General features: G+C 45.4%; 19 protein-coding genes. 15 read left to right on the top strand and 4 right to left on the bottom strand.

All coding sequences use genetic code 11. The annotated features are described in order from the left end of the window. Positions 1-122: 122 nt before the first annotated feature. Entirely contained in the window at positions 123-1,961 is a 1,839-nt protein-coding gene (ftsH3, locus tag JGK36_RS04225) for an ATP-dependent zinc metalloprotease FtsH3 (RefSeq protein ID WP_293178800.1), read from the top strand. Between the two features lie 372 nt (positions 1,962-2,333). Continuing rightward, positions 2,334-3,626, top strand: a complete 1,293-nt coding sequence (gene iscB, locus JGK36_RS04220; RefSeq protein WP_293178803.1) for an RNA-guided endonuclease IscB — start codon at positions 2,334-2,336, stop codon at positions 3,624-3,626. A 67-nt stretch (positions 3,627-3,693) separates the two neighbouring features. Here iscB and JGK36_RS04215 read toward each other — a convergent pair whose 3' ends face one another. Beyond that, positions 3,694-3,957, bottom strand: coding sequence for a type II toxin-antitoxin system RelE/ParE family toxin (locus JGK36_RS04215; protein ID WP_293178806.1), 264 nt, complete (start codon positions 3,955-3,957; stop codon positions 3,694-3,696). Continuing rightward, complete coding sequence (locus JGK36_RS04210; protein WP_293178809.1) at positions 3,950-4,267, bottom strand: hypothetical protein; 318 nt, start codon at positions 4,265-4,267, stop codon at positions 3,950-3,952. The genes JGK36_RS04215 and JGK36_RS04210 overlap by 8 nt, the downstream gene beginning before the upstream one ends. Before the next feature lie 54 nt (positions 4,268-4,321). Between JGK36_RS04210 and JGK36_RS04205 the strand changes: the two genes are divergently transcribed. Both JGK36_RS04205 and JGK36_RS04200 read left to right on the top strand, forming a co-directional pair. Further along, positions 4,322-4,960 carry a bifunctional 4-hydroxy-2-oxoglutarate aldolase/2-dehydro-3-deoxy-phosphogluconate aldolase gene (locus tag JGK36_RS04205; RefSeq protein WP_293178812.1) on the top strand — a complete coding sequence of 213 codons (639 nt, stop codon included), beginning with the start codon at positions 4,322-4,324 and terminating at the stop codon, positions 4,958-4,960. Positions 4,961-5,077: 117 nt separating this feature from the next. After that, positions 5,078-5,599: a L,D-transpeptidase gene (locus tag JGK36_RS04200; RefSeq protein WP_293178839.1), complete on the top strand. Its 522-nt coding sequence runs from the start codon at positions 5,078-5,080 to the stop codon at positions 5,597-5,599. Positions 5,600-5,800: 201 nt separating this feature from the next. On the opposite strand, the gene JGK36_RS04195 is transcribed toward JGK36_RS04200, so the two are convergent. Then, positions 5,801-7,390 carry an Hsp70 family protein gene (locus JGK36_RS04195; protein WP_293196158.1) on the bottom strand — a complete coding sequence of 530 codons (1,590 nt, stop codon included), beginning with the start codon at positions 7,388-7,390 and terminating at the stop codon, positions 5,801-5,803. Between the two features lie 77 nt (positions 7,391-7,467). Here JGK36_RS04195 and JGK36_RS04190 point away from each other — a divergent pair, with 77 nt between their 5' ends. From JGK36_RS04190 to JGK36_RS04155, 8 genes are all read left to right on the top strand, one after another. After that, positions 7,468-8,799 (top strand): AAA family ATPase, encoded by a 1,332-nt coding sequence (locus JGK36_RS04190; RefSeq protein WP_293189951.1) that lies wholly within the window; start codon positions 7,468-7,470, stop codon positions 8,797-8,799. 1 nt (position 8,800) lies between these two features. After that, on the top strand, positions 8,801-9,259 hold the full coding sequence (locus JGK36_RS04185; RefSeq protein ID WP_293196156.1) for a hypothetical protein: 459 nt from the start codon (positions 8,801-8,803) through the stop codon (positions 9,257-9,259). Between the two features lie 351 nt (positions 9,260-9,610). Beyond that, positions 9,611-10,300 (top strand): CPBP family intramembrane glutamic endopeptidase, encoded by a 690-nt coding sequence (locus JGK36_RS04180; protein ID WP_293196154.1) that lies wholly within the window; start codon positions 9,611-9,613, stop codon positions 10,298-10,300. Between the two features lie 1,621 nt (positions 10,301-11,921). Further along, positions 11,922-13,094, top strand: a complete 1,173-nt coding sequence (locus tag JGK36_RS04175; protein WP_293178824.1) for a glycosyltransferase family 4 protein — start codon at positions 11,922-11,924, stop codon at positions 13,092-13,094. Positions 13,095-13,556: 462 nt separating this feature from the next. After that, positions 13,557-14,684 carry a glycosyltransferase family 4 protein gene (locus tag JGK36_RS04170; RefSeq protein ID WP_293178827.1) on the top strand — a complete coding sequence of 376 codons (1,128 nt, stop codon included), beginning with the start codon at positions 13,557-13,559 and terminating at the stop codon, positions 14,682-14,684. Between the two features lie 213 nt (positions 14,685-14,897). Continuing rightward, on the top strand, positions 14,898-16,271 hold the full coding sequence (locus JGK36_RS04165) for an O-antigen ligase domain-containing protein (RefSeq protein ID WP_293196152.1): 1,374 nt from the start codon (positions 14,898-14,900) through the stop codon (positions 16,269-16,271). A 432-nt stretch (positions 16,272-16,703) separates the two neighbouring features. Next, positions 16,704-17,465, top strand: a complete 762-nt coding sequence (locus tag JGK36_RS04160; RefSeq protein ID WP_293184416.1) for a WecB/TagA/CpsF family glycosyltransferase — start codon at positions 16,704-16,706, stop codon at positions 17,463-17,465. A 224-nt stretch (positions 17,466-17,689) separates the two neighbouring features. Beyond that, entirely contained in the window at positions 17,690-18,133 is a 444-nt protein-coding gene (locus tag JGK36_RS04155) for a DUF4079 domain-containing protein (protein ID WP_293196150.1), read from the top strand. A gap of 87 nt (positions 18,134-18,220) precedes the next feature. On the opposite strand, the gene JGK36_RS04150 is transcribed toward JGK36_RS04155, so the two are convergent. Continuing rightward, positions 18,221-19,120: an alpha/beta hydrolase gene (locus tag JGK36_RS04150; RefSeq protein WP_293184412.1), complete on the bottom strand. Its 900-nt coding sequence runs from the start codon at positions 19,118-19,120 to the stop codon at positions 18,221-18,223. Positions 19,121-19,623: 503 nt separating this feature from the next. Here JGK36_RS04150 and JGK36_RS04145 point away from each other — a divergent pair. From JGK36_RS04145 to feoB, 3 genes are all read left to right on the top strand, one after another. Continuing rightward, on the top strand, positions 19,624-19,992 hold the full coding sequence (locus tag JGK36_RS04145) for a FeoA family protein (RefSeq protein ID WP_293184410.1): 369 nt from the start codon (positions 19,624-19,626) through the stop codon (positions 19,990-19,992). A gap of 428 nt (positions 19,993-20,420) precedes the next feature. Continuing rightward, positions 20,421-20,666 (top strand): FeoA family protein, encoded by a 246-nt coding sequence (locus tag JGK36_RS04140; RefSeq protein ID WP_293184408.1) that lies wholly within the window; start codon positions 20,421-20,423, stop codon positions 20,664-20,666. Continuing rightward, positions 20,663-23,002 (top strand): Fe(2+) transporter permease subunit FeoB, encoded by a 2,340-nt coding sequence (feoB, locus tag JGK36_RS04135; protein ID WP_293184405.1) that lies wholly within the window; start codon positions 20,663-20,665, stop codon positions 23,000-23,002. The genes JGK36_RS04140 and feoB overlap by 4 nt, the downstream gene beginning before the upstream one ends. Positions 23,003-23,036: the final 34 nt, after the last annotated feature.

Raw genomic sequence — 23,036 nt, 5'->3', positions numbered from 1 at the left:
AGCGATCGCCCTTGCCGGGATTCCTGACAACACAAAAACAAGTTACAAATACGTTAAGATTGATGAACATAAATAAAAATTCCCAAATCACAGGGACTAAATAATTAGGAGGATCGACCTCGGTGAATAAACGCTGGAGAAACGCTGGACTGTACGCACTGCTGGCTATTGTAGTCATTGCCCTAGCCACTGCATTTTTTGACAAACAGCCCCCAAGTAGGGAAGTTTGGAAGTACAGTCAATTCATTCAGGAAGTCGAAGGCAACAGAGTAGACAAAATAAATATCAGTTCCGATCGCAGTAAAGCTCTCGTAACGGCTCAGGACGGCAGCAAGGTAATTGTCAACCTGCCTAACGACCCCGAACTGATTAACATCCTGACCAAAAATAAGGTAGATATTTCAGTTCTGCCCCAAAACGACGAAGGCTTCTGGGTAAAAGCCCTCAGCAGCCTGTTCTTCCCGATCCTGCTCTTGGTGGGACTGTTTTTCCTGGTGCGGCGCGCCCAAAACGGGCCCGGCAATCAAGCCATGAACTTCGGCAAATCGAAAGCTAGAGTCCAAATGGAGCCTCAAACTCAGGTGACTTTCGGCGATGTAGCCGGCATCGAACAAGCCAAGCTAGAACTCGCTGAAGTCGTGGACTTCCTGAAAAATGCCGATCGCTTCACCGCAGTCGGAGCTAAAATCCCCAAAGGCGTGCTGTTAGTCGGCCCTCCCGGAACAGGCAAAACCTTGCTCGCCAAAGCAGTCGCCGGAGAAGCAGGTGTTCCTTTCTTCAGCATTTCCGGTTCGGAATTTGTCGAAATGTTCGTCGGTGTCGGTGCTTCCCGCGTCCGCGACTTGTTTGAACAAGCTAAAACAAACGCTCCTTGTATCGTATTTATTGATGAAATTGACGCCGTAGGCCGCCAGCGCGGAGCTGGTTTGGGCGGTGGTAACGATGAACGGGAACAAACCCTGAACCAGTTACTGACCGAAATGGACGGTTTTGAAGGCAATACTGGCATCATTTTGATTGCTGCTACTAACCGCCCCGACGTGCTGGATGCTGCGCTGCTACGTCCAGGTCGCTTCGATCGCCAAGTTGTGGTCGATCGCCCCGATTTCTCCGGCCGCCTGGAAATTCTCAACGTTCACGCCCGCGGCAAAACCTTGTCAAAAGATGTGGATTTGGAAAAAATCGCCCGCCGGACACCCGGTTTCACAGGTGCGGATTTGGCTAACTTGCTCAACGAATCAGCAATTTTGGCAGCCCGTCGCAATTTGACCGAAGTCTCGATGGATGAAGTCAACGATGCGATCGATCGCGTCCTCGCCGGCCCCGAAAAGAAAGACCGCGTGATGAGCGAAAAACGCAAAACCTTAGTAGCTTACCACGAAGCCGGTCACGCTTTAGTCGGTGCCCTGATGCCCGACTACGATCCCGTACAGAAAATCAGCATTATCCCCCGCGGCCGCGCTGGTGGTTTGACTTGGTTCACACCTAGCGAAGATCGCATGGATTCTGGCTTGTATTCTCGCTCTTACTTGCAAAATCAAATGGCGGTAGCCTTGGGCGGCCGCATTGCTGAAGAGATTGTCTTCGGTGAGGAAGAAGTCACAACTGGCGCTTCCAACGACTTGCAACAAGTGGCAAGAGTAGCACGCCAAATGGTAACTCGCTTCGGAATGAGCGATCGGCTAGGGCCTGTAGCTCTCGGTCGCCAACAAGGGAATATGTTCATGGGTCGCGATATCATGGCCGAACGGGACTTTTCTGAAGAAACCGCAGCTACGATCGACGATGAAGTCCGCTTGTTGGTAGAGCAAGCTTACCTGCGCGCTAAAGACGTGCTCGTCGGCAACCGCCACGTGCTGAACGCCTTGGCAGATATGCTAGTTGACAAGGAAACTGTCGATGCTGATGAATTGCAAAATTTGTTAGCTAACAGCGATGTCAAGATGGCGACAATTGCCTAATTGATTTTAGATTTTGGATTTTAGATTTTAGATTTAATCTAAAGCTTAAAATCGATAATTGGGGTGCTTCTGGTATTGTCTGGAATCGCCCCGATTTTTTTGTGGTGCGATCGGCTGTTTAATTTCATTGTGCAATGCTATTCACCAAACAGTGGACAAGACTCAACAGCTAGTTCATACACTGGACAAATAGCCAGCCTAAGTATCTTGAATACTACGTTTTGAGGGTGATGACACCTACGGGTGCTTTCCAGCTTGTAGCTCTGTCGTTAGAGATTAAACAGATGTATTTGGTTAAGTCAGTGTCTCTAACCCAACAAGCCATCAAAACATTGGCGAGGAAAACATAACCTGAGCAATCAGAGGACTTTCATGTCTAACTTTGTATTCGTTTTAGATACCAACAAACAACCACTTGAGCTAGTAGCACCAGGACAAGCAAGACGATTGTTAAAACTAGCCCAAGCTGCTGTGTATCTCCGTTACCCGTTCACAATTATTCTGAAATATGCGGTTTCTCACCCAAAAACGCAACCGACTCAATTAAAAATTGATCCAGGTTCTAAAACTACTGGGCTGGCGATCGTTAGCGGTAATAAAGTTCTCTGGGGGGCTCATTTGAGCCATCGCGGGCAACAAATTAAAAATGACTTAGAGTCACGTCGCAACCTTCGTCGCAATCGTCGCAACCGCAAAACTCGTTACCGCAAACCACGTTTTCTGAACCGCACAAGAGCACCTGGATGGTTGCCACCAAGCTTAGAATCTAGGGTGAAAAACATCGTGACTTGGGTCAACCGCATCCGTCGATACGTCGCAATTACAGGCATATCCCAAGAGTTAGTTAAATTTGACTTACTTGCAATGCAGAATCCCGAAATATCCGGCAAAGAGTATCAGCAAGGGGAACTTGCGGGCTATGAAGTCAAAGAATACTTGTTAGCGAAGTGGGGGAGAAAGTGCGCCTATTGCGGTGTTGAAAACGTACCTTTTGAGGTAGAACATATCCACCCCAAATCAAAAGGGGGAAGCGATCGCGTTTCCAATCTTACCCTAGCCTGCCGTGGGTGCAACCAAGCCAAAGGCAATCAAGATATTCGGGATTTCTTGTTCAAAAAGCCTGACATCCTGTCCCGTATTTTGAAACAGGCCTCACAACCTTTGAAAGATGCAACTGCTGTGAATTCAACCGGCTGGGCATTGTTCCAACAACTTAAACAAACAGGATTGCCCATAGAAGTTTCAACTGGAGGTAGAACAAAGTACAATCGGACTCGTTTAGGACTAGCTAAAACTCATTGGCTGGATGCAGCTTGTGTAGGAAATGTAGAAGTGCTGCAAGTTTTAACGGATCAACCGTTGTTAATTGCAGCTAAAGGATGGGGCAGCCGTCAAATGTGTACAACCAATAAATACGGATTTCCTGTCAAGCACAGAACGCGGTGCAAAACGTTTTTTGGGTTTGGGACTGGCGACATGGTAAGTGCGATTCTCCCCTCTGGGAGGTTTGCAGGCACTCACGTCGGCAGGCTGACGGTCAGAGAAAGCGGAGTTTTTGAAATGAGAACGCCACTCGGCAAGGTTAGTCCAGTACGTCATAAATACTGTAAATCAATCCACCGCAACGATGGATATATGTATGCTTTTTCCACAAATGTCCAATGAATCAGCGATTAGAGGGGTAGCGATCGGGCGATCGCACTGCATCATTTCGATATAACCGGACTTGATATCACCCTTGGTAAACTTCTCGCCGGTGACGCACTTTACTGATATCGATCGTGCGGCTGTCGTCATCTATGGTGTATATTACCCTGTAATCGCCCACCCGAATTCGCCAGCCGTTTTTCTTCCCCTTTAACTTGAGACAGCCTGGGGGACGGGGCACACTGGCTAAAGCATTTATCTGGGGATAAATGCGACTGCTGATTTCAACGGGCAGAGCGTCCAGGTCTTTTTGAGCCGAACGTGCAGTAATGACCAAGTAATCAGACATTCAACATACCCTTTTCCTCAAGCTGGCGCTTAACTTCTTCCCAGGGAACTCTTGGTTCATCTTGTCTAGATTCAATAGTCAAAGAGTCATAAACATCCTCCCAGAGTTCGCCGTGCTTCTCGAAGTCAAGCAGCACCGCAATTTTTTCGCCTTGGCCGTCAACTAAAAACTGAAAGTCTGTCGGTTCGCCACATTCAGCCAACACGTCAACCCAAAATTCGCTGTGTTCTTTGAGGTCAACAATTGCAGCGGTTTTGTTGCCTTCATTGTCTGTTAAAAATTGAACGCCGCGCATATTGTAGTTTGGCATATATCGAATTTTGTAATGTGTACTAAAATTATATCCTAGTCAGAATGAGTTAGCATGAATCATCAATCTTGGTTGACACTACTAAAAAAACACCGAGCGATCGCCGTGATCCGTTCATCCGAACAGGAAGTCGCTTGGCAGATGGCAAAATCTGTAGCAGCAGGAGGAATCCAATTTATTGAAATTACCTGGAATACCCACAAAGCCGCTGAATTAATTTCGCAACTCCGCTCAGAATTGCCAGATTTTAGTATTGGTACTGGCACTTTATTACACTTAGAACAGTTGCAGCAAGCCATAGATTGCGGGGCTCAATTCCTGTTTACTCCGCACACCGATGTAGGCATGATTCAAGCAGCAGTTGATGCGAGAGTGCCGATCGTCCCTGGTGCTTTTTCTCCCACAGAAATTATGACGGCGTGGCAAGCAGGTGCTACCTGCGTGAAAGTTTTTCCGATCGCAGGCTTGGGAGGCGCTGCTTACCTGAAAAGCCTGCAAGGCCCTCTGGGCGACATTCCTTTGATTCCCACGGGCGGGGTGACGCTGGAAAATGCCAAGGTATTTATTGACGCTGGGGCGATCGCCGTTGGTTTAGCCGGAGACTTATTTCCCAAACACTTAGTGCAAAATCGAGATTGGCGGGCGATCGTCGAAATTGCCAAAACTCTCACCCAAAACTTAACAACTTGTTAAGCCCTCTTTCCCAATTTAAAATCTATAATCTACAATTTAAAATAGTACCAGGTGTGAAAGTTTCCCAATTCTTCAATTTTTCAATCTAAAACTATCAAATCGTCTTGGGTGTGAGGAATAAACATGATTATCAACTCAACTTACTTGCGTCGCGCAGGAACTTTATGTGTTGCCTGCGCCCTAACAGTTGCTGCATTTTGTGGCGGACAAATTCCTGCATTTGCAGGCGAACAGCGCAACATAATTGCCAATAGAATCATGCAGTTGCAGCAATCCAGTCAGCGCTGGATTGAAATTGATTTGTCAAGACAAAAACTCATAGCTTGGGAAGGAAATACACCCGTTTATGCGGTGACTATTTCCAGCGGCAAATCATCGACTCCCACCCGCACGGGAACCTTTGCCATCCAAACCAAATATCGCGTTACTAGAATGACTGGGGAAGACTACGACGTGCCCGACGTTCCCTATACAATGTATTACGATGGCGGTAATGCAATTCACGGCGCTTACTGGCACAATTTGTTTGGAAATCCCGTCACTCACGGCTGCACAAATGTAGCTGTAAATCACGCTAAATGGCTGTTCAATTGGGCCTCGGTGGGGACGCCTGTAGTGGTGCACAAATCTGAAATTTAACTAATAGGTTCGTAGATCAAACGGCGGTTGAAACCGCGTCTATACAGACAAAACCTGCCTCCGCAGGTTGAAGAGTGAGCGGTTAAAATTACATTTATGGAGACAAAATTCACTTCAAGGGCGTGGGAATTTTTGATTTCATTCAGTCCGCGGAGGCGGACTTCCTTTGTCTAGACGCGGTTTCAACCGTACGTCCTATATTTAACTTAACTGCACCACTGGTTTATCCTCTAACAAAGTTTCATTGGTTAGCAAATCTTCCACAGTAATCCGCAAAAAGCGCTGTTCGTCAACGCGGAAAAAGATTTTTATGCGATCGCTCCCCGGATACCCAGGCGGCGTCAATTGCGCGATACTGCGAGCTCCGTCTTTGTCATTTAGCGGCTGTACGGATCTTTCGCCCGCGAGTTGGCGAGTAATTAGCCTGTCGCCGTCAAAATAGATCTCCGTCCCACCAGTTTCCGCTCCCAATTCGCCGATAATTAATTCTATGCTGGGCTGATTTTCCAAAGAAGCTCCCAAGACTAATTCTACCGGTTCGGTCATCGGATAAGACTGACCGGATTTGATTAAACTGTGCCAACTGTGGCAATTTTCGCGGCGGTTCCAGTAGCGAATGCCGTAACTGTGATAGAGAAAATCTTTGATTTCTATGCCTTGACTTAATTGTAGAGCACCTTGGGCGATCGCCTCAAAGGGTTTGTCGCACCGAATTTTTGCCGGATCGAAATATTGCTGCACCCAACGCTGCACCGCTGGAATTTGGACAGTACCGCCAACGAGCAAAACTGCATTGATATCGCCAATTTCTAAGCCTTGGCGCCGCGCTTGCTGCAATACTTGATTCATGCACTCGTCGAGGTTCTCAAAAAACTGATGTTCGGCAAGGATAGATTCAAAGCCCGATCGGTCTAATTCTAATTCGTAACTCTCAAAAGTTTCGTCATCAAAATAAACCTCAGCCGCATTATTTAGCAAAGATAACTGAATCTTTAACCTTTCTGCCAACCTCGTCGTAATCGGAGATTTTGCCAACTTTTTCGTTTTAACAAAATAGTCAACCAACCAATTATCAATATCAGAACCGCCTAAATTTTGTCCGGCTTTAGCCAAAACCCTGGCAACTTTTGTCTTTTGTGCAGAAGATTCAGCTAACAACTTTTCGCCCCATTTCAGCAAAAACCCCAAAGGCTTTTTGTTGGCATTAACATCGAGGCGTACCAATGAAATATCGAGAGTGCCGCCGCCGAAATCAATCACTAATAGAATTTCGCGATCGGCCAAACCGTAACCCAAAGCAGCCGCCGTAGGCTCATCCAACATCCGCACCTGTTCCACTTGCAGAGATTCAGAAACTTTACCCAACCAATGGCGGTAAGCTTCAAAACTATCTACCGGCACAGTAAAAACCAAAGAATCTACCGACAAAGGCAATTCGCGAATTGAGTTCACAATTTGGCTCAAATACCACTCACCGACTCGTTCAAAATCAACAATTTGCCCGTCAAGTTCCGGCACAAAACCCTGCACAAAAGTGCCAATTCCCCGCTTAAAATTGCGAAAAAACCGAGAATCTCCACTCAGATCGAGGCCTTTGTCGCGGACTTGCTGACCGAGGATGACTTTATTTTGAGCAGCGTCCTCAACGTAGAGTAAACTGGGAATTAGGGGTGGATTTTGAACCGAGATTGCCGACAATCCCGGTAATTTCAAAGTTTCGGGCTGCTGGAGAGCCTGATTCCAGCGAGCGACGACGGTGTTGCTAGTTCCAAAGTCAATTGCGATCGTCATTGGGCCAAAATACACAGCTACTAAAGATTATCTTATAATATTATGGTATTTAGAGCTGACAATGCAAACATAATATTATGACTCAATCCACTTCCTTTGCAACACAGAACAAAGAGCCTGTATCGGGAATTAGTGAAATTGCAGTATGCGGGTACAAGTCTATTTATGAAGAGTGCCAAATTGAAGTGCGATCGCTGACAATTTTAGCCGGTGCCAACAGTTCTGGTAAGTCTAGCATTATGCAGCCGCTATTGCTGATGAAGCAAACGCTAGAAGCCCCTTACGATCCGGGTGGTTTGAAACTTGACGGGCCGAATGTTAAGTTTACATCCGCAGAACAGATATTGTCTAAACTGTCACCTGAAAAATACAACGATGAGTTTTATGTCAGGGTTAATCTAGAGAGAGATAATTTTTTGAAAAACGTTTTCAGCAAGCAGCCAAAACCTGGCATTAGAATTGTCAAGGCAATTTACTGTTTTCCTGACAATGATAAAATTATTACTATTTATCCGGGAATGCGACATCAAGAAGTGATTGAGGTTCTTCCAGAAAACTTTGCGGAAAATTACTATATTTTATTAGACAATATTGACGAAGAACCGCCACTATGGAGCGTAAGTAATGTTCGAGGTTTTTTAGACTTACGACTTGGTGAAAGTCATTTTGATTCATCCCATTTGGCAATCAACTTTCAACAATATATTCGCCAGATAATTCATGTTCCCGGATCGAGAGGCAATCCAGAACGCACCTATAATATCGCAGCATTTGGCAGTGAATTTACTGGAATTTTTGAAAATTATGTTGCTAGTATAGTTAATTCCTGGCAAGAAACCAAGGACGATCGACTGATAAAATTGGGTCAAGCCTTAGAGTTCCTGGGACTCAACTGGAAAGTTGAAGCCAGACAGATTAATGACGTACAAATTGAACTGCTGGTAGGTCGTTTATCCCGCAGCGGGAGTGCAATCGATACGGTTAGTATTGCTGATGTTGGCTTTGGGGTATCGCAAACTTTGCCTATTTTAGTTGCCTTGCTTGTAGCAGAACCAGGACAATTAGTTTACCTAGAACAGCCGGAAATTCACTTGCATCCTCGCGCTCAAGCTGCTTTAGCAGAGATATTAGTTGATGCTGCAAATCGAGGTGTGCGAGTAGTTCTAGAAACTCACAGTGAATTGCTGCTTTTAGCAGTTCAATCGTTAGTTGCCGAGGGTAAAATATTACCTGATTTAGTCAAACTTCACTGGTTTAAACGGCGCGACGATGGTGTTACAGAAGTCAGCAGTGCCGATCTAGATGAAACAGGAGCTTTTGGAGAGTGGCCGGAAGATTTTGGCGATGTCTCTTTGCATCTAGAAAACCGCTATTTGGATGCAGCCGAAGCTGTTTTGTGGAAGCATTAACATGGCAGATAAAATTTCTAAACGCCTGGTAATTGATGCTTCAGTTGCGCGTGCTGCTGGTGGAGAAGATGCTACCTATCCAATATCCGTTTACTGTCGCGATTTTCTCCAAGCTGTCTTGGATATTTCTCACAGAGTTGTGATGACTCCAAATATTAGAGATGAGTGGAACAAGCATCAATCAAAATCCGCTCGTATATGGCTGCGCCGGATGGTGGCAAAGAAGAAACTATGCCCCTGCGATATCGCGGTAGATGATAATTTGTGGTCTCAAGTTGAATCGATTGCCGAAAGCGATAAAGAGCGGGAAATAATGGTTAAAGATTTGCGGTTGGTGGAAGCTGCGATCGCTACCGATCGCACAGTAATTTCACTTGATAACAAAGTCAGACAATGTTTTGCTAAAGTAGCAGTAGAGGTTGATGAGCTTAAAGATATTATATGGGTAAATCCAGCCTAAATAGCAGAAAAACCTCTTGATTGGCTGCAAAATGGTGCTGAACCCGAAATAGAAAGATCGCTCGGATTTCAAAAAGCCGACAACTGAGTTAATTTAGAGTAATTCCTGATTAGGATCGGAAGTGCGATCGCCATTATACCAATTTTCCGATGCCACAAAGACGCACCACTTTGATAAGTGGCACAAAAATCATACTATTTTATATTTTATATTTTATATTGGGCATGACTGACGGCATCAGAATTTCAGGTTTGGCTAAAGTTAAATTTTTGTAAAACTGGTATCACCTCTGGGAACCGGCCAAGCTTTTACCTTTGATGTCAATCCAAATTTTCAAAGGTGGCGTAAAAAATGCTGGAAATTGGCGATCGCAAAACAGCACTCTTAGCTCTCACACTGCTCGTCCCCGCTGCGAGTATTGGTATAATAACAGGCTTGTATATTGCCCCCGGAGGCTGGGGAAAAACAGTATCAGCCTTGTGTCAAGTGTGGTTGCTCCTTTTCCCGATCGCCTGGTCTGTTTTAGTCGATCGGCAAAAACTGCATTTATCCCTCCCCAAGCGGCGAGAATTGCGGGCTGGAGCCATTTGGGGAATAGCCATGTTTGCGGTAATTGTGGGTATCTACAGCCTTTTCGGCCAGCACTGGATCGATCCTGTAGCGGCCAAAGAAAAAGCTCGCCAATTGGGAACCAACAGCCAAAATATTTACTTAATTGTTGAAGCATATTTCGTGCTAGTTAACTCGCTGATTGAAGAATTTACTTGGCGGTGGTTTGTCTGCAACAAATGCCAGATTCTGATACCAGGAAAACCAGCCATATTTCTCAGTTCACTATTTTTCACCCTCCACCACATTTTTGTAATCGCAGCCTACAGCGACTGGCGCGCTGTGATTTTAGGCTCATTCGCCGTCTTCACCGCCGGGATAATTTGGTCGCACTGTTATCTAACTTACCGTTCGCTGTGGCCTAGTTATATCAGCCACGCGATCGCAGATTTAGCCCTCGCAATGATTGCTTGGCAAATCCTCTTTAACTAGCCACTTTTTTAGCAACTATAGCCAAATACGGTTCACTTAACGTTTTTGTCATTGCGAGCGATCGAGCGCGGCAATCGCAGAGACTATGACATTTCTCGGTTAAGTCAGGTGGGCGCTGAGCAATTATCTTCTTAAGTGAACCGTATTAAACTATAGCCCAATACGCTTGGGCTAACACTTTTTGTCCGCAGCGATCGCGCCCCAGAGCAATCTCAGTGTCTATTTTTCAAATCGTTATGACTGCGGGACTCTCTTAACTCAACCGTATTGGACGCTGCTGGGATTTTGACTGATGCTGTACAACAATTGAAAGTTCATGTATTCCCACCGAGAAATGCTTTGTGTGAAGACATCTATTTAAAGTTAGAGATTTTGTTGCGCTGGCGATCGCATAATTTTTACTGCGTGAAAACTGGCAAACCATATCGTTGCCACCCTGGGCACCACAACGCTCAAAAGTACACCGATTGTCCTTCGGAATCGTCAACTCAGGAAATATGATTTTTTCATAGCAGGATTTTTTTTGTAAGCGAACTCGCTTGATACATACCGCTAAGCTGCGGCTACCAATTAAGAGTCAAGGTTGCCACGATCTATATCACTGCACCATGACAATTGTTGTGATATTTACACGATCGTTAGGTAATTGGGGGAACTTGAATTTTACGGTAATTACTTAGACATCTGTTGGGCACGCTACATACTCGGTGGAGAAGTGGCAGTCACTTTTGGGGATACTTTCAGGCGATCGCCTGCCATTAAAAAATTTAAAACTCAGGCAGTTAATTAAATTGATACCAATCAAATTATATATTCTGTAGCGATCGACAAACCTACCTTTTTCAGCAGTCCAGACGCATCAAACGGTTTTTTAAGACATTTACGGCAACAAGATCGAGCAATAGTTAAAAAAAACCAGTTTTTCCTGATTAACCTATCCATGACTGTGATTTCTGCGATTCCCTTTCAGAATCAGCTCGCGTCCGTGCAGGTGTTTGAGCAAATTACATCTCTGAATTCAGAATAAATAATATATTTTTTAAGCGATACAGAGCGTATAGTAACTTAAAACACACAGTCAAGCATCAGTATTTCTAGCGATGATAGCTATCGCGAATTAATATTTTATAACTAATAATTTAATTTAATAGAATTTTATAACAAATTTTTCCGGACGGCGATTGTCAATCTCCGGAATATTGTTACGCTGGCTACCTTTCCCCAACACTAAAGTTTGGAGAGTTACGGTAAACCGTAACTCTGTGTCGGTAAGATCAGCAAATGATGTTATGTTAGGCAGGAAGTGTTGTAGAGCTTCGTGTGTGGGGCGAAAAAAGCTGATGTTAGATCGCGTATCTGTCTTGAGAAGTAACTTTCGCAGACCCGAAAAAATATCCCGCAGGGAACTGTTGGTGAATCGAATCCATCATTACTATAGATTGAATGACAGCGAAATTGTGGATCTATACTGGGGTGTTGCGAACAGTCGCTAGGTTTGATTCTATGCCCACACCGGGAAAGCGGTAATTAAGATTCACCCGCCCCTCTTTCCTGTCGGCTCTCACAAAGCGCGCTCATCGCAGCGTCGAAACCGAGTCGGATTATTCAGCGGGAGTTAAACATGAAAATCACCTTTGTTCTTCCTACTCTGTGTCTGACTGGTGGAATTCGAGTAATATCTATTTTCGCAGAACTCTTGAAACAACGAGGACACTCCGTGTTCGTCATCTCTGTACCCCATGAGCAAGCGAGTCTGCGCCAGCAAGTCAAGTCGCTGCTGCGGGGAAGGGGTTGGATTTCCACACCTGAAAATGAGCCATCATTTTTCGATAATCTCAGTGTAGAAAGCAAAATTATCGATCGCTCGCGCCCAATAGAAGACAAAGATGTGCCTGACGCTGACGTAGTAGTTGCCACCTGGTGGGAAACCGCCGAGTGGGTAGCAAAACTCTCCCCGAGCAAAGGAGCTAAAGCTTATTTTATCCAGCACCATGAAGTTTTTGACTATCTACCTGAAGGTAGAGTCGAAGCAACCTGGAAGCTACCCATGCACAAAATTACGATCTCTGACTGGTTAGTTGACCTAGCTCGGACTAAATATGGCGATCGCCAAGTTTCCTCAGCTCCTCCGAGCGTTGACACCAAGCAATTTTATGCCTGCCCTCGCCACAAACAATCGGTTCCTACCATTGGCATGATGTACTCTGCAATTTACTGGAAAGGAACCGACATCGCACTCAAAGCTTTTTCCCTAGCCGCTGAAAAAATTCCCAACCTGCGTCTGGTTGCCTTCGGTACAGAGGCCCCATCCCCGGAATTGCCGCTACCAGCCAATGCCGAGTATGTAATTAGACCCGACCAAGACAAACTCAAAGATTATTACAGCAAATGCGATGCGTGGCTGCTGGCGAGTCGCTCTGAAGGCTTCGGCTTGCCAATTATCGAAGCGATGGCGTGCCGCACTCCCGTCATCAGTACCACAGCAGGCGCTGCTCCTGAAATTTTGAGCGGCGGTACTGGCATACTTGTAAGCCCAGAAGATCCCGAAGAAATGGCAAAAGCCATAGAATCTATGTGTCATTTGTCGAATGCCCAGTGGCAAGCCATGTCGGAAGCCGCCTATGCTAAGGTGACCAATTACTCTTGGAAAGATGCCACGGAGCATTTTGAAGCAGGATTGAAAGTTGCTGTAGAGAAATCTCAACAGCGTGAAGTTAACATAGTTTCCTGTTCTCCCTACTATGTGCGGGGCCCATTACCATGCGCGGTTCCCACCGGCGCCGGAAAAAGTTAAGCTTTGATGTTAACAGCGGCAATTTGAAATTCTGCGCTAGTGATGCCAGCGATCGCGGGATTCTGCGTAGGAACTCAATTATCGTTTGGTAGGGTGCTTCTAGTAAAACTCACATCGGCGGTGTCCTGTTTTATACCCAGCAGTTTCGACACTAATTCTGACCGCATCTACCTCAAATACTGGTTTCCTGTTACTGCCGGCCAAAATCTCAACCCGAGTTCAACGGATGTTTGAAAGCTCAGGCTGTTAAAGGTTAGACTTGTCTAATCCTCACACATCTCCTGATTTGTCATTGGCAAAAGTCCCTGACGACAAAGTACGGCCGGCTCGACATCAAGTAACGATCGCCTCGATCATTGACCTAAACCCTGCGCCAAACCCAAAAAGAGACTGGTAAGTGCGAATGGATTAGGATGGAGAAGTTCGATCGACCAGTTTTGATCTTTCACATCTACCTATACTATGAGAATTACTTTTGTCCTTCCTACCCTTGCTCTTACAGGTGGCATGAGGGTTTTGTCTATCTACACACAAATTCTCCAACAGCGAGGACACACAATATGTATCGTCTCTACACCTCACGAACGACCAACTTTAATGCAACAATTGCGCTCTGTGGTCAGAGGTAAGGGTTGGGAACCCGCTCAGGCGAGAGGGCCGTCTCACTTTGACCGTATAGATGTCGAAAGTCGAGTTACCGAAACCTACCGTCCAATTACCGACAGGGACGTACCTGATGCCGATATTATCATGGCTACTTGGTGGGAAACTGCCGAGTGGGTGTCTAAACTCTCCCCCAGCAAAGGAGCGAAAGTATATTTTCTCCAACACTACGAGGCTTTTGACTACACACCAAAAGCTCGAGTAGATGCAACTTGGCGGCTGCCGATGCACAAAATTGCCGTCGCTAAGTGGCTGGAAGACAAGGCTAGGGATGAATTTGGTAATTTGTCTGTATCTCTCGTGCCTCCCACTGTTGACACCACACAGTTTTACGACCCCCGATCGCGATCGGGGCAGCCGCGGGGCAAGCAGTCAGTTCCCACAGTCGGGATGTACTATTCTATAGCTCCTTGGAAAGGCTGTGCTCTTGCCATTGAAGCTTTCAATCTAGCGGCCAAAAGAATCCCTAATCTTCGTTTAGTTGCCTTTGGTTCCGGCGAAACTGCTCCTCCGGATTTGTTGCAGCATAATATTGAGTATTACAAGATACCTAGTCAAGACGAACTCAAAGAACTTTACAGCAAATGCGATGCTTGGCTGTTTGCCAGCCAAACCGAAGGCTTCGGCTTGCCAATTTTAGAAGCGATGGCTTGTGGCACTCCAGTGATCGGCACTCCTGCTGGCGCGGCTCCGGAACTCCTCGCTGGCGGGGGTGGAATACTTGTGAAACCAGAAGACCCAGAGGATATGGCAAAAGCGATCGAGCAGATTTGTCAGTTGTCAGATGCCGAATGGCGGGCCATGTCTGAGACTGCTTTGGACACGGTGATACATTATACCTGGGAGGATGCAACCGATATCTTCGAGGCTGCACTGTACACCGCAGTCGAACGTCAGCCACAATTAACGGACAAGCTGTACAAATAGAGATCTATTTATAGCCTTTCGAGCTTTCATATGAGGTACTCATGGGCATAGGGCATAGGGCATTGGCCTCCGTCATAGGTCTCCGTGGGCATACCTCACCACGCTTGAGAACCGCTTTATCAAGATCGGGTAAAGAGGCGATCGTAGGAGCGAGAATTCAGATCCGGGAAATAAAGTAGTCTTTCTACCACCATTTTACTGCCAAAAAAACCTATGGCTGCATTAATCCCATTGACGATGTTCGGTTTGATCCCGATCGTTCTTTACTTGTTTGTGAGGTTTCCGACTCAGCGGGCGGTAATTATCACTTTTGTGGCAGCGTGGCTATTTTTACCACAAGTTTCTTATCCCATCCCCATATTGCCCGCCTATACCAAAGTTTCCGCATCTTGCTACGCCATTTTGCTGGGTGTTATTATCTACGACACTGAGCGCCTCACCAAATTTAAGCCTGGCTGGCTGGACGTGCCAATCGTAATTTGCTGTTTGTCTCCAATTATTTCACAACTTACTAATGGCGGTAGCCCAATTTCTCCGACTTTCAACCAAATCGTTACTTGGGGTCTGCCTTATTTTTTTGGACGGTTGTATCTGGGTAGTTTAGACGGGCTGCGACAATTGGCGATCGGGATTTTTGCAGGTGGTTTAGCCTACGTTCCTTTTACTTTATTGGAAGGGGTTAAGGGCCCACTTCTGCACCAAATGGTTTACGGCGTCAACGCCTTTGAGGACTGGGGTCAAGCAAGGCGCATGGGGGGGTGGAGACCTGTAGTATTTATGCAGCACGGTTTGATGGTGGGCGTGTGGATGATGACAGCAGCCTTAATCGGAATTTGGCTCTGGCAAACTGGGACGCTCAAAAAGTTTCAGGGCAAAAACATTAAGACTCTAGCAATTGTATTAACTATCGCTTTTTTCCTCTGCCGTTCTACAGGTGCCTATACTTTATTTTTTATCGCGTTACTCATATTATTTTGTGCCAAGTGGTTTCGCACTTCTTTGCCACTACTATTCGTAATTGGATATATAGCGTTTTATCTGTACGTAGCTGCATCTGGTCAATTCTCGAGCCACGACGTGATGAGCGTAATCAATCCCATATTTGGCGAAGAACGGGCCGCCTCTCTGAAGTTTAGATTTGACATGGAAGAGATATTAGGAGATAAAGCGCGACAAAGATTTATTTTTGGCTGGGGGGATTCGGGCGGAAACCGCGTATACGACGGGTACGGTAAAGATATCTCGGTCACCGATAGCTTGTGGATTATTGCATTTGGCATCAACGGTGCAGTCGGTTTAGTTAGTTTATTTGCTTCATTTTTACTTCCTGTTGTCGTCTTTGCGTTCAAGTATCCCGCCAGAACCTGGTCTCATCCGAAAGTAGCGCCCGCTGCGGCCCTGGGAGTAGCCGTAACTATGTATATGTTTGACTGTGTTTTGAACGCTATGGCTAACCCGATTTTTGCGGTCATTGCTGGAGGAATATCGGGTCTGGCTTTAAAAGCTCCAGAAAGTCTGAAGGCCAAGAAAACCATTTCGCCTTCGCCACCAAGAAGACAGTCGCTGGTTCACCAAAAATCAGGATGATTTTCAAGCTTTGAGCGCGCTCAAAGCTTGAAAATATATTGCATTCTCTAGATACAAAAATTTAAGAATCTACTATGTTTGTATTAAATCTAGTTGGGAAGTTGCAATCTCTTTCTCAGTTGGCTGAAAATTAATGTAATAAAATAAAATATCGACATTAATTGGCAAGGTTTCAAACATTAGCACCGGATTGTGTTTTGATTAAAACTGTGTTGCGAGTTGTAAACCAAATTAGCTTTATACACTTTTTCCTAAAAGCAGCAGATTCTTTACACAATCTTTAAACATTCTGACTGGACAGGTAGGGTGTAGGGCGATATACTAAAAAAAGTATATTCACACCCACGCCCAAGTAGTGAAAACACTCTTGCTGTATTGTGGGTTTATGGTTTGAGTTGTAGTTGAATATCAAGGCTAGATGGGAATAAAAAAATGAAAACAGTTAATTTATTGAATGTAGCGATAGATAACTTTACAATTACAGAGTTGTTTGAAAAACTAGATGACGAAGGTGGTGTCGTATTTACACCCAATGTAGACCACTTAATTAAGTTGCAATATGACCGCGACTTTTATGAAGCTTACAATACATCTAGTTATAGAGTCTGCGACAGTCAAATCTTGATGTATGCCTCAAAATTTTTGGGTACTCCTATCAAGGAAAAGATTTCGGGTTCTGACTTGTTTCCGGCATTTTATATGTATCACAAGGATAACGAGGACGTTAAAATATTTTTGCTAGGAGCGGCTGAAGGAATTGCCAGGAAAGCTCAGGAAAAAATCAATCAAAAAATTGGTAGAGAAATAGTTGTTGAAGCACTTTCTCCTTCTTTTGGCTTTGAAAAAAATGAGGAGGAGTGTGAAGCAATAATTGACACGATCAATAAATCAGGAGCTACAGTTCTGGCGATAGGAGTGGGAGCGCCGAAGCAAGAGAAGTGGCTGGTTAAATACAGGAGTAAATTCACACACGTGAAAGTTTTCTTGGCCGTAGGTGCAACCATTGATTTTGAAGCTGGTTGCAAAGCAAGATCTCCGAAATGGATGAGCGAAGTCGGCATCGAATGGGCGTACCGACTGTTAAGCGAACCGAGAAGGTTGTGGAGAAGATATTTGATAGAAGGTCTGCCGTTTTTCCGCTTGATCGTAGAACAAAAATTAGGGTTTTATAAAATGCCTTTTGTTGACAGTTAAACCACGAAGCTAGAAGGGAAGGCGCTTGGGAAACACTCTTATTTACAAATCAATAACGTCAATGAATCTGAGTGTGATATCCGGCGTTTGAATTGAGTCCTGATAGATGGAATCTGTGGAAAGTGCGATCGCACTTTCTGCCAATAATATTCATTTTTGGTTTCAGGTGCAGGTAAAATCGGAAAGAAACCTTTGTTGCAAATCCCTAACTCGGGATTTAAATCATGAATCTGCCTTCTTTCTTGTGGTTGTGGAAAATAGCGGCGTGGTCAATGGGTGTGGCGCTTTTGGCTTACCTGTTGTTGGCCGTTACTGGAACGTGGATGTTTGCCGCCCGCAGCACGAAACAGCCACGCCCAAAATGGCTGCGTCCCTTTCATTTGGGGACTGGTGCGGGGATGGCGACTCTGGTAATTTTACTGCTCTTAATTGGCGTAGTCGGTACGCTCGGATACTATGGCAATTTGGGTCACTCAGCTCATTTACCGGCGGGGTTGGCTGTGGTGGCGTTGGTGTTGGTTTCTGTAGGAAGCGGGCTGCAAATTGGCCCTAAACATCCTTGGGCGCGTCCGCTACACATTGGCACTAATTTGGCTTTGTGTGGGGGATTTGTTATTGTGTTGCTCACAGGATGGACGATTGTACAAAAGTATTTACCGAAAGTTTAACGTTTGATTGTTCGGACTTCAGTCCTCTGATAAGAGATGCGGACTGAAGTCCTCACTACGAACCTGAGATGCGGACTGAAGTCCTCACTACGAACCTGCTACTTTAGCTATGAAATCTAAGATATGTTGAGCGGTAATCTGTGGTTTTTCTAAGTGGGGAACGTGTCCGCAATCCGGTATCCAAATTAGTTGGGAATTTGCGATCGCACTTTTAAATTTTTCTGCATCCGCAGTCCCTAATATTCTATCTTGTTTTCCCCACAAAATCAGCGTCTGCTGCTGAATTTGCGATAGTTTTTGCCCAAAACCGCCGTAACCTCCACTTTTGGTAAATGCAATTAAAGCTTGATTCCAGTTGGGCATTTCTAAGTGCAAAGCCGCGCAGGTTTGTGCGTCAACAGAAGCCAAAGTTTTGTCGAAATAAGCATTGACGCTAATTTTTTGGCGAATTATTGGGTTGCGTAAAAATGAAGTTGCTAGATATCCTAAAGGAGGGATTAAAAATTTTCCTTTATTAGATGTTACCGCAAAACCAGCACTGTCTATTAACACTAATTTTTTGACGGCTTCGGGATGATTGAGAGTGAAATCTATTGCTGCGGCACCTCCCATCGACGCGCCAACTAAGATTACAGGCTGCGAAATAAGGGTTTTCCAGAAATAGTAGAGGTGACTTCCAATCGCTTTTTGACTGAATGGCAAATCCGCGGCTCTTTCTGTAAAGCCAAAACCCAACAAATCAACCGCCCAAGTCTCATTTTTTTCGGCAAGCAGCGGCAACAGGCGGCGGTATTCAAATACGGAACTGTCGAAGCCGTGAATTAACAAAATGGGGGTGTTTCCGCTGCCTTGGCGCGCGTAGGTTGTGGCAATTGGCTGCTGGTTGAGACTCGTTGTAATTGCCTCTACTTGAATGCTTTTAGCTAAGGCAATTGAGGTAGATTCTGTGAGTTGTGCGATCGACTTTGGGAGAAAACTTGCTGGCATAATTCTTGATAAAGTGTGAATCGGTAGGGCCGATGCCTCCGCGATCGCCCCTTCCCCTCAAATATTTAAGTATATATGCTCGATCGCCTCCTACTTGAGGATTTAGGGCGATCGACCTCTGAAACCAGGATCTATATTTAGTCTCGTGGTGTCTCGGCTAAGGCTGAGTTGGTTAACTATATGTTAAAATATTTGAGAATAGTTGCTAATAATTCCTTTTTAATCTACTATGCTTAAGAGCAGTAGATATTGCTTCGTGGGGGTTAAAGCGCACATTGGCATCTAACGCAAGAGAGATTAAAACTACGAACTCGCCAAAAAATCGTCTTTCTGGGCTGGTTGGATGGCTGCGTCCGAAATATTAACAGGGAAAGAGTTCGCTGAAACTGGAAATTTAGCGATGTATACCATTGTGCGCTGCCAGTATTGAGAATTAATCTCAAGTCTGGTGCACAAGCAAGCCAAAGCAAAAAGTTACTAAAATCGATCGACAACCAGAAAAGATGAAAGAAAACACCCAAGAATACAGCCAACAAAACGAACAGCTAAACCCCAGACAGTTCGGGGCTTTTACCTTTTACGGCGAGACACCAGAAGTCTCTCAAACCGCAGAGGATAGCACAGAAATTCAGCCAGACTCAGCTCAAGGTAAATCATTCCCGCTAGCAATGGCAAGCGTTGGCGACAAGCTGCGGATAGTCAAACTCAAAGGTTCAGAAGGCACTGTGCGACGCCTCATCGGCATGGGATTAGTCCCCGGCATAGAAGTTCAAATAGTCAGCAATTCTGGGGGCTCGGTGATTGTGGGAATTGGCGACAACCGCATTGGTTTGGGGGCGGGTATGGCACAAAAAATTATGTGTACGAATTAACGGAATTAGCGGAATTGGAAATTGGGAATTGGGAATTGGGAATTGGGCATTGGGCATTGGACATGAAAAAAAGTTATTAAGCTGTTGCTTATTTAAACTGCAATATTCGGGGCGGTACTGCGAATCCACCCCGCAAGAGTTTGATTATTTCTTGACATACAGTTTAAATGCCACAACAGCTTACCAATGAACAATGACCAATGCACTTAATTACCAATTACCAATTACCAAGAAGAATGGGTTTAAAACCTCCTCGTTTTAGGGGGAAATAAAACAAAATTATTTACTGTTTCAATCCTCTTCCTTTTATGGAGAGGTAGCCCTCAAGCGGTCAACTGTCAACTGTCAACTGTCAACTGTCAACTGTCAACTGTCAACTGTCAACTGTTAACTGTTAACTGAATAACTAGCCATTACAATAGAAAAAAATGAACGATAAAAAACAACTGCGAGATTTAGCTGTTGGCAGCATCGGCCGAGTAGTTGGCTATGAGAAAACAGCCCGCGGTTACAAAAGTAAATTGTTAGCAATGGGATTGACGCCGGGAACAGAATTTACTGTTACCCGCCACGCACCCCTAGGAGATCCCGTAGAAATCCTAGTGCGGGGTTTCAAACTCAGTTTGCGGAAAGATGAAGCCAATATCTTATTTGTACAGGAAGTAGAAGAATGACTAAGCAAATCATTGGATTGGTGGGCAACCCCAACTGTGGAAAAACTACTTTATTTAATGCGTTGACAGGTGCTAACCAGCGAGTCGGTAATTGGCCGGGAGTAACAGTTGAACGCAAAGAGGGAAAATACCCTCACGACGGTTTTGTAATTACTATTGTTGACTTGCCGGGAGTTTATTCTATCGATGCCGAAGATGGAGATACCGGACTCGATGAATTGGTAGCGCGAGATTATTTGCTATCTGGCGAAGCTGATGTGATTGTGAATATTGTTGATGCTTCCAACTTAGAACGAAATTTGTATCTCACAACGCAAATTTTAGAGATGCGCGTGCCGATGATAGTCGCGCTAAACATGATGGATGTTGCCAAGGAACGAGACATCCGAATTAATGTTAGCAAACTCGCAGAACGCCTCGGCTGTATGGTAGTGCCGATGAGTGCTACGTCAAATGACGGGGTGCCTTTGTTGCGCGATGCTGTGAATAAGGCGCTGGTTAAGCCGATCGTACCATCTGCCTGTGTAGCTTATCCGGCTGTCATCGAAGATGCGATCGCCCAACTAATCCCGCATATCCAACAGCATAGCCCCAACCGCAGTATAGATGCCCGCTGGACAGCCCTGAAACTCCTAGAATACCAGGATGAAGTCGCCCCGGAACTCGCCAATACAGAGTTAGAAAAAATAGTCGTCCCGCACCGCCGCCGAGTCCACGAAACCCTCGATGACGACTTAGATATTATCATTGCCGACAGCCGCTACACCTTCATCCGCACCCTGACTCAAGGCGTCGCCGAATCTTCTAGAGAAGTCAAAGCCAATCTTTCCGATAAAATCGACCAAATTGTGCTCAACCGCTGGTTAGGCATTCCCGTATTCTTGATGGTGATGTACTTAATGTTCACCATTTCGATTAACGTTGGGGGAGTGTTTATCGACTTCTTTGACCAATTCTTCGGGACAATTTTTGTAGATGGTTTCGGCGCCCTTTTAGAAACTATCAAAGCCCCTGGATGGTCGATCGGACTGCTGGCAAAAGGTGCTGGTGGGGGGATTCAAACTACATCTACTTTTATTCCCCAAATTGGGATGATGTTTTTGTGTTTGTCAGCCCTCGAAGACTGCGGCTACATGGCACGGGCAGCTTTTGTGATGGACAGATTAATGCGATTTGTCGGACTTCCCGGCAAATCCTTTGTACCGATGATGATCGGTTTTGGGTGCAATATTCCCGGAATCATGGCGACGCGGACATTAGAAAATAAGCGCGATCGCACGATGACGATTATGATGAATCCATTCATGTCTTGTAGTGCCAGATTAGCAGTTTACGCCCTGTTTTGCGGCGCATTCTTCCAAGTCGGCGGTCAAAACATGGTGTTGGGGCTTTACCTGTTAGGCATTTTAGCAGCAGTTCTCACCGGGCTAATCTTAAAAAACACCATCCTGCAAGGAGAAGCTGCACCGTTTGTGATGGAACTGCCGCCCTACCACATTCCTAAGCTTAAAGGCGTGCTGCTGCGGACTTGGGACAGATTGCAGGCTTTTATCAAAAAGGCCGGAATTGCGATCGTAATTATGGTCGTTATACTAGGATTTATGGGTTCAGTCGGCACCGATGGTTCCTTCGGCAAAGACAACAGCAAAGACTCAATTCTTAGCGCCGTCGGCCGCGCGGCAACACCTGTATTTACACCAATGGGAATCACCCAAGAAAACTGGCCCGCCACCGTCGGTTTACTAACAGGAGTATTTGCCAAAGAAGTCATGGTTGGAACCTTAGATTCCTTATACACTCAACTAGCAGACGAACAAAAAGCAGCAGGTGGAGAACCGGAGAAAGAAGAAGAATTTAGCTTCTGGGGAAATATCGGCAAAGCATTTTTTAGCATCCCAGAAAATCTCACAAAACTTCCCGGTCAAATTTTCGATCCCCTCGGCTTAAGTTCTGCCAATATTACAGACCAAAAATCAGCAGCAGAAGCGCAAGGTATTTCTGGTAACACCTACGGACAAATGTCCCAGCGGTTCGGTTCTGATAAAGCCGCCTTTGCTTATTTGGTATTCGTATTACTGTACTTTCCCTGCGTCTCTGCAACGGCCGCACTTTACCGCGAAACTAACTTGGGGTGGACTGTATTCGCAGGTCTATGGACTACTGGTGTCGCCTATTTTACAGCAGTTGGATACTATCAAATAGCCACATTTTCAGAGCATCCAGACTCATCTCTGGTTTGCATTGTCAGACTAATCATAGCGATGGGCTTGACTCTTGTGGCATTAAAACTGGCTGGTGGAAAACGAGCAAAGCGACGGGAAGCAATCAGTAGTTAGTCGTTATTAGTTATTAGTTATTAGTTATTCATAG

This window comes from Microcoleus sp. PH2017_35_SFW_U_B (genome assembly GCF_020737865.1).
In the GTDB taxonomy this organism is placed as follows: domain Bacteria; phylum Cyanobacteriota; class Cyanobacteriia; order Cyanobacteriales; family Microcoleaceae; genus Microcoleus.
Note: the sequence above shows the minus strand (reverse complement) of the source record. Positions and strands in the feature narration are given on the sequence as shown.

Bases quoted from the DNA above. Each gene is read 5' to 3' on its own strand.
- JGK36_RS04215 (WP_293178806.1), bottom strand. From the start codon at position 3,957: ATGTCTGATTACTTGGTCATTACTGCACGTTCGGCTCAAAAAGACCTG.
- JGK36_RS04185 (WP_293196156.1), top strand. From the start codon at position 8,801: ATGGCAGATAAAATTTCTAAACGCCTGGTAATTGATGCTTCAGTTGCG.
- JGK36_RS04150 (WP_293184412.1), bottom strand. From the start codon at position 19,120: ATGCCAGCAAGTTTTCTCCCAAAGTCGATCGCACAACTCACAGAATCT.
- JGK36_RS04205 (WP_293178812.1), top strand. From the start codon at position 4,322: ATGAATCATCAATCTTGGTTGACACTACTAAAAAAACACCGAGCGATC.
- JGK36_RS04210 (WP_293178809.1), bottom strand. From the start codon at position 4,267: ATGCCAAACTACAATATGCGCGGCGTTCAATTTTTAACAGACAATGAA.
- JGK36_RS04170 (WP_293178827.1), top strand. From the start codon at position 13,557: ATGAGAATTACTTTTGTCCTTCCTACCCTTGCTCTTACAGGTGGCATG.
- JGK36_RS04140 (WP_293184408.1), top strand. From the start codon at position 20,421: ATGAACGATAAAAAACAACTGCGAGATTTAGCTGTTGGCAGCATCGGC.
- JGK36_RS04195 (WP_293196158.1), bottom strand. From the start codon at position 7,390: ATGACGATCGCAATTGACTTTGGAACTAGCAACACCGTCGTCGCTCGC.
- JGK36_RS04155 (WP_293196150.1), top strand. From the start codon at position 17,690: ATGAATCTGCCTTCTTTCTTGTGGTTGTGGAAAATAGCGGCGTGGTCA.
- JGK36_RS04145 (WP_293184410.1), top strand. From the start codon at position 19,624: ATGAAAGAAAACACCCAAGAATACAGCCAACAAAACGAACAGCTAAAC.
- JGK36_RS04165 (WP_293196152.1), top strand. From the start codon at position 14,898: ATGGCTGCATTAATCCCATTGACGATGTTCGGTTTGATCCCGATCGTT.
- JGK36_RS04190 (WP_293189951.1), top strand. From the start codon at position 7,468: ATGACTCAATCCACTTCCTTTGCAACACAGAACAAAGAGCCTGTATCG.
- JGK36_RS04175 (WP_293178824.1), top strand. From the start codon at position 11,922: ATGAAAATCACCTTTGTTCTTCCTACTCTGTGTCTGACTGGTGGAATT.
- iscB (WP_293178803.1), top strand. From the start codon at position 2,334: ATGTCTAACTTTGTATTCGTTTTAGATACCAACAAACAACCACTTGAG.
- JGK36_RS04180 (WP_293196154.1), top strand. From the start codon at position 9,611: ATGCTGGAAATTGGCGATCGCAAAACAGCACTCTTAGCTCTCACACTG.
- feoB (WP_293184405.1), top strand. From the start codon at position 20,663: ATGACTAAGCAAATCATTGGATTGGTGGGCAACCCCAACTGTGGAAAA.
- JGK36_RS04160 (WP_293184416.1), top strand. From the start codon at position 16,704: ATGAAAACAGTTAATTTATTGAATGTAGCGATAGATAACTTTACAATT.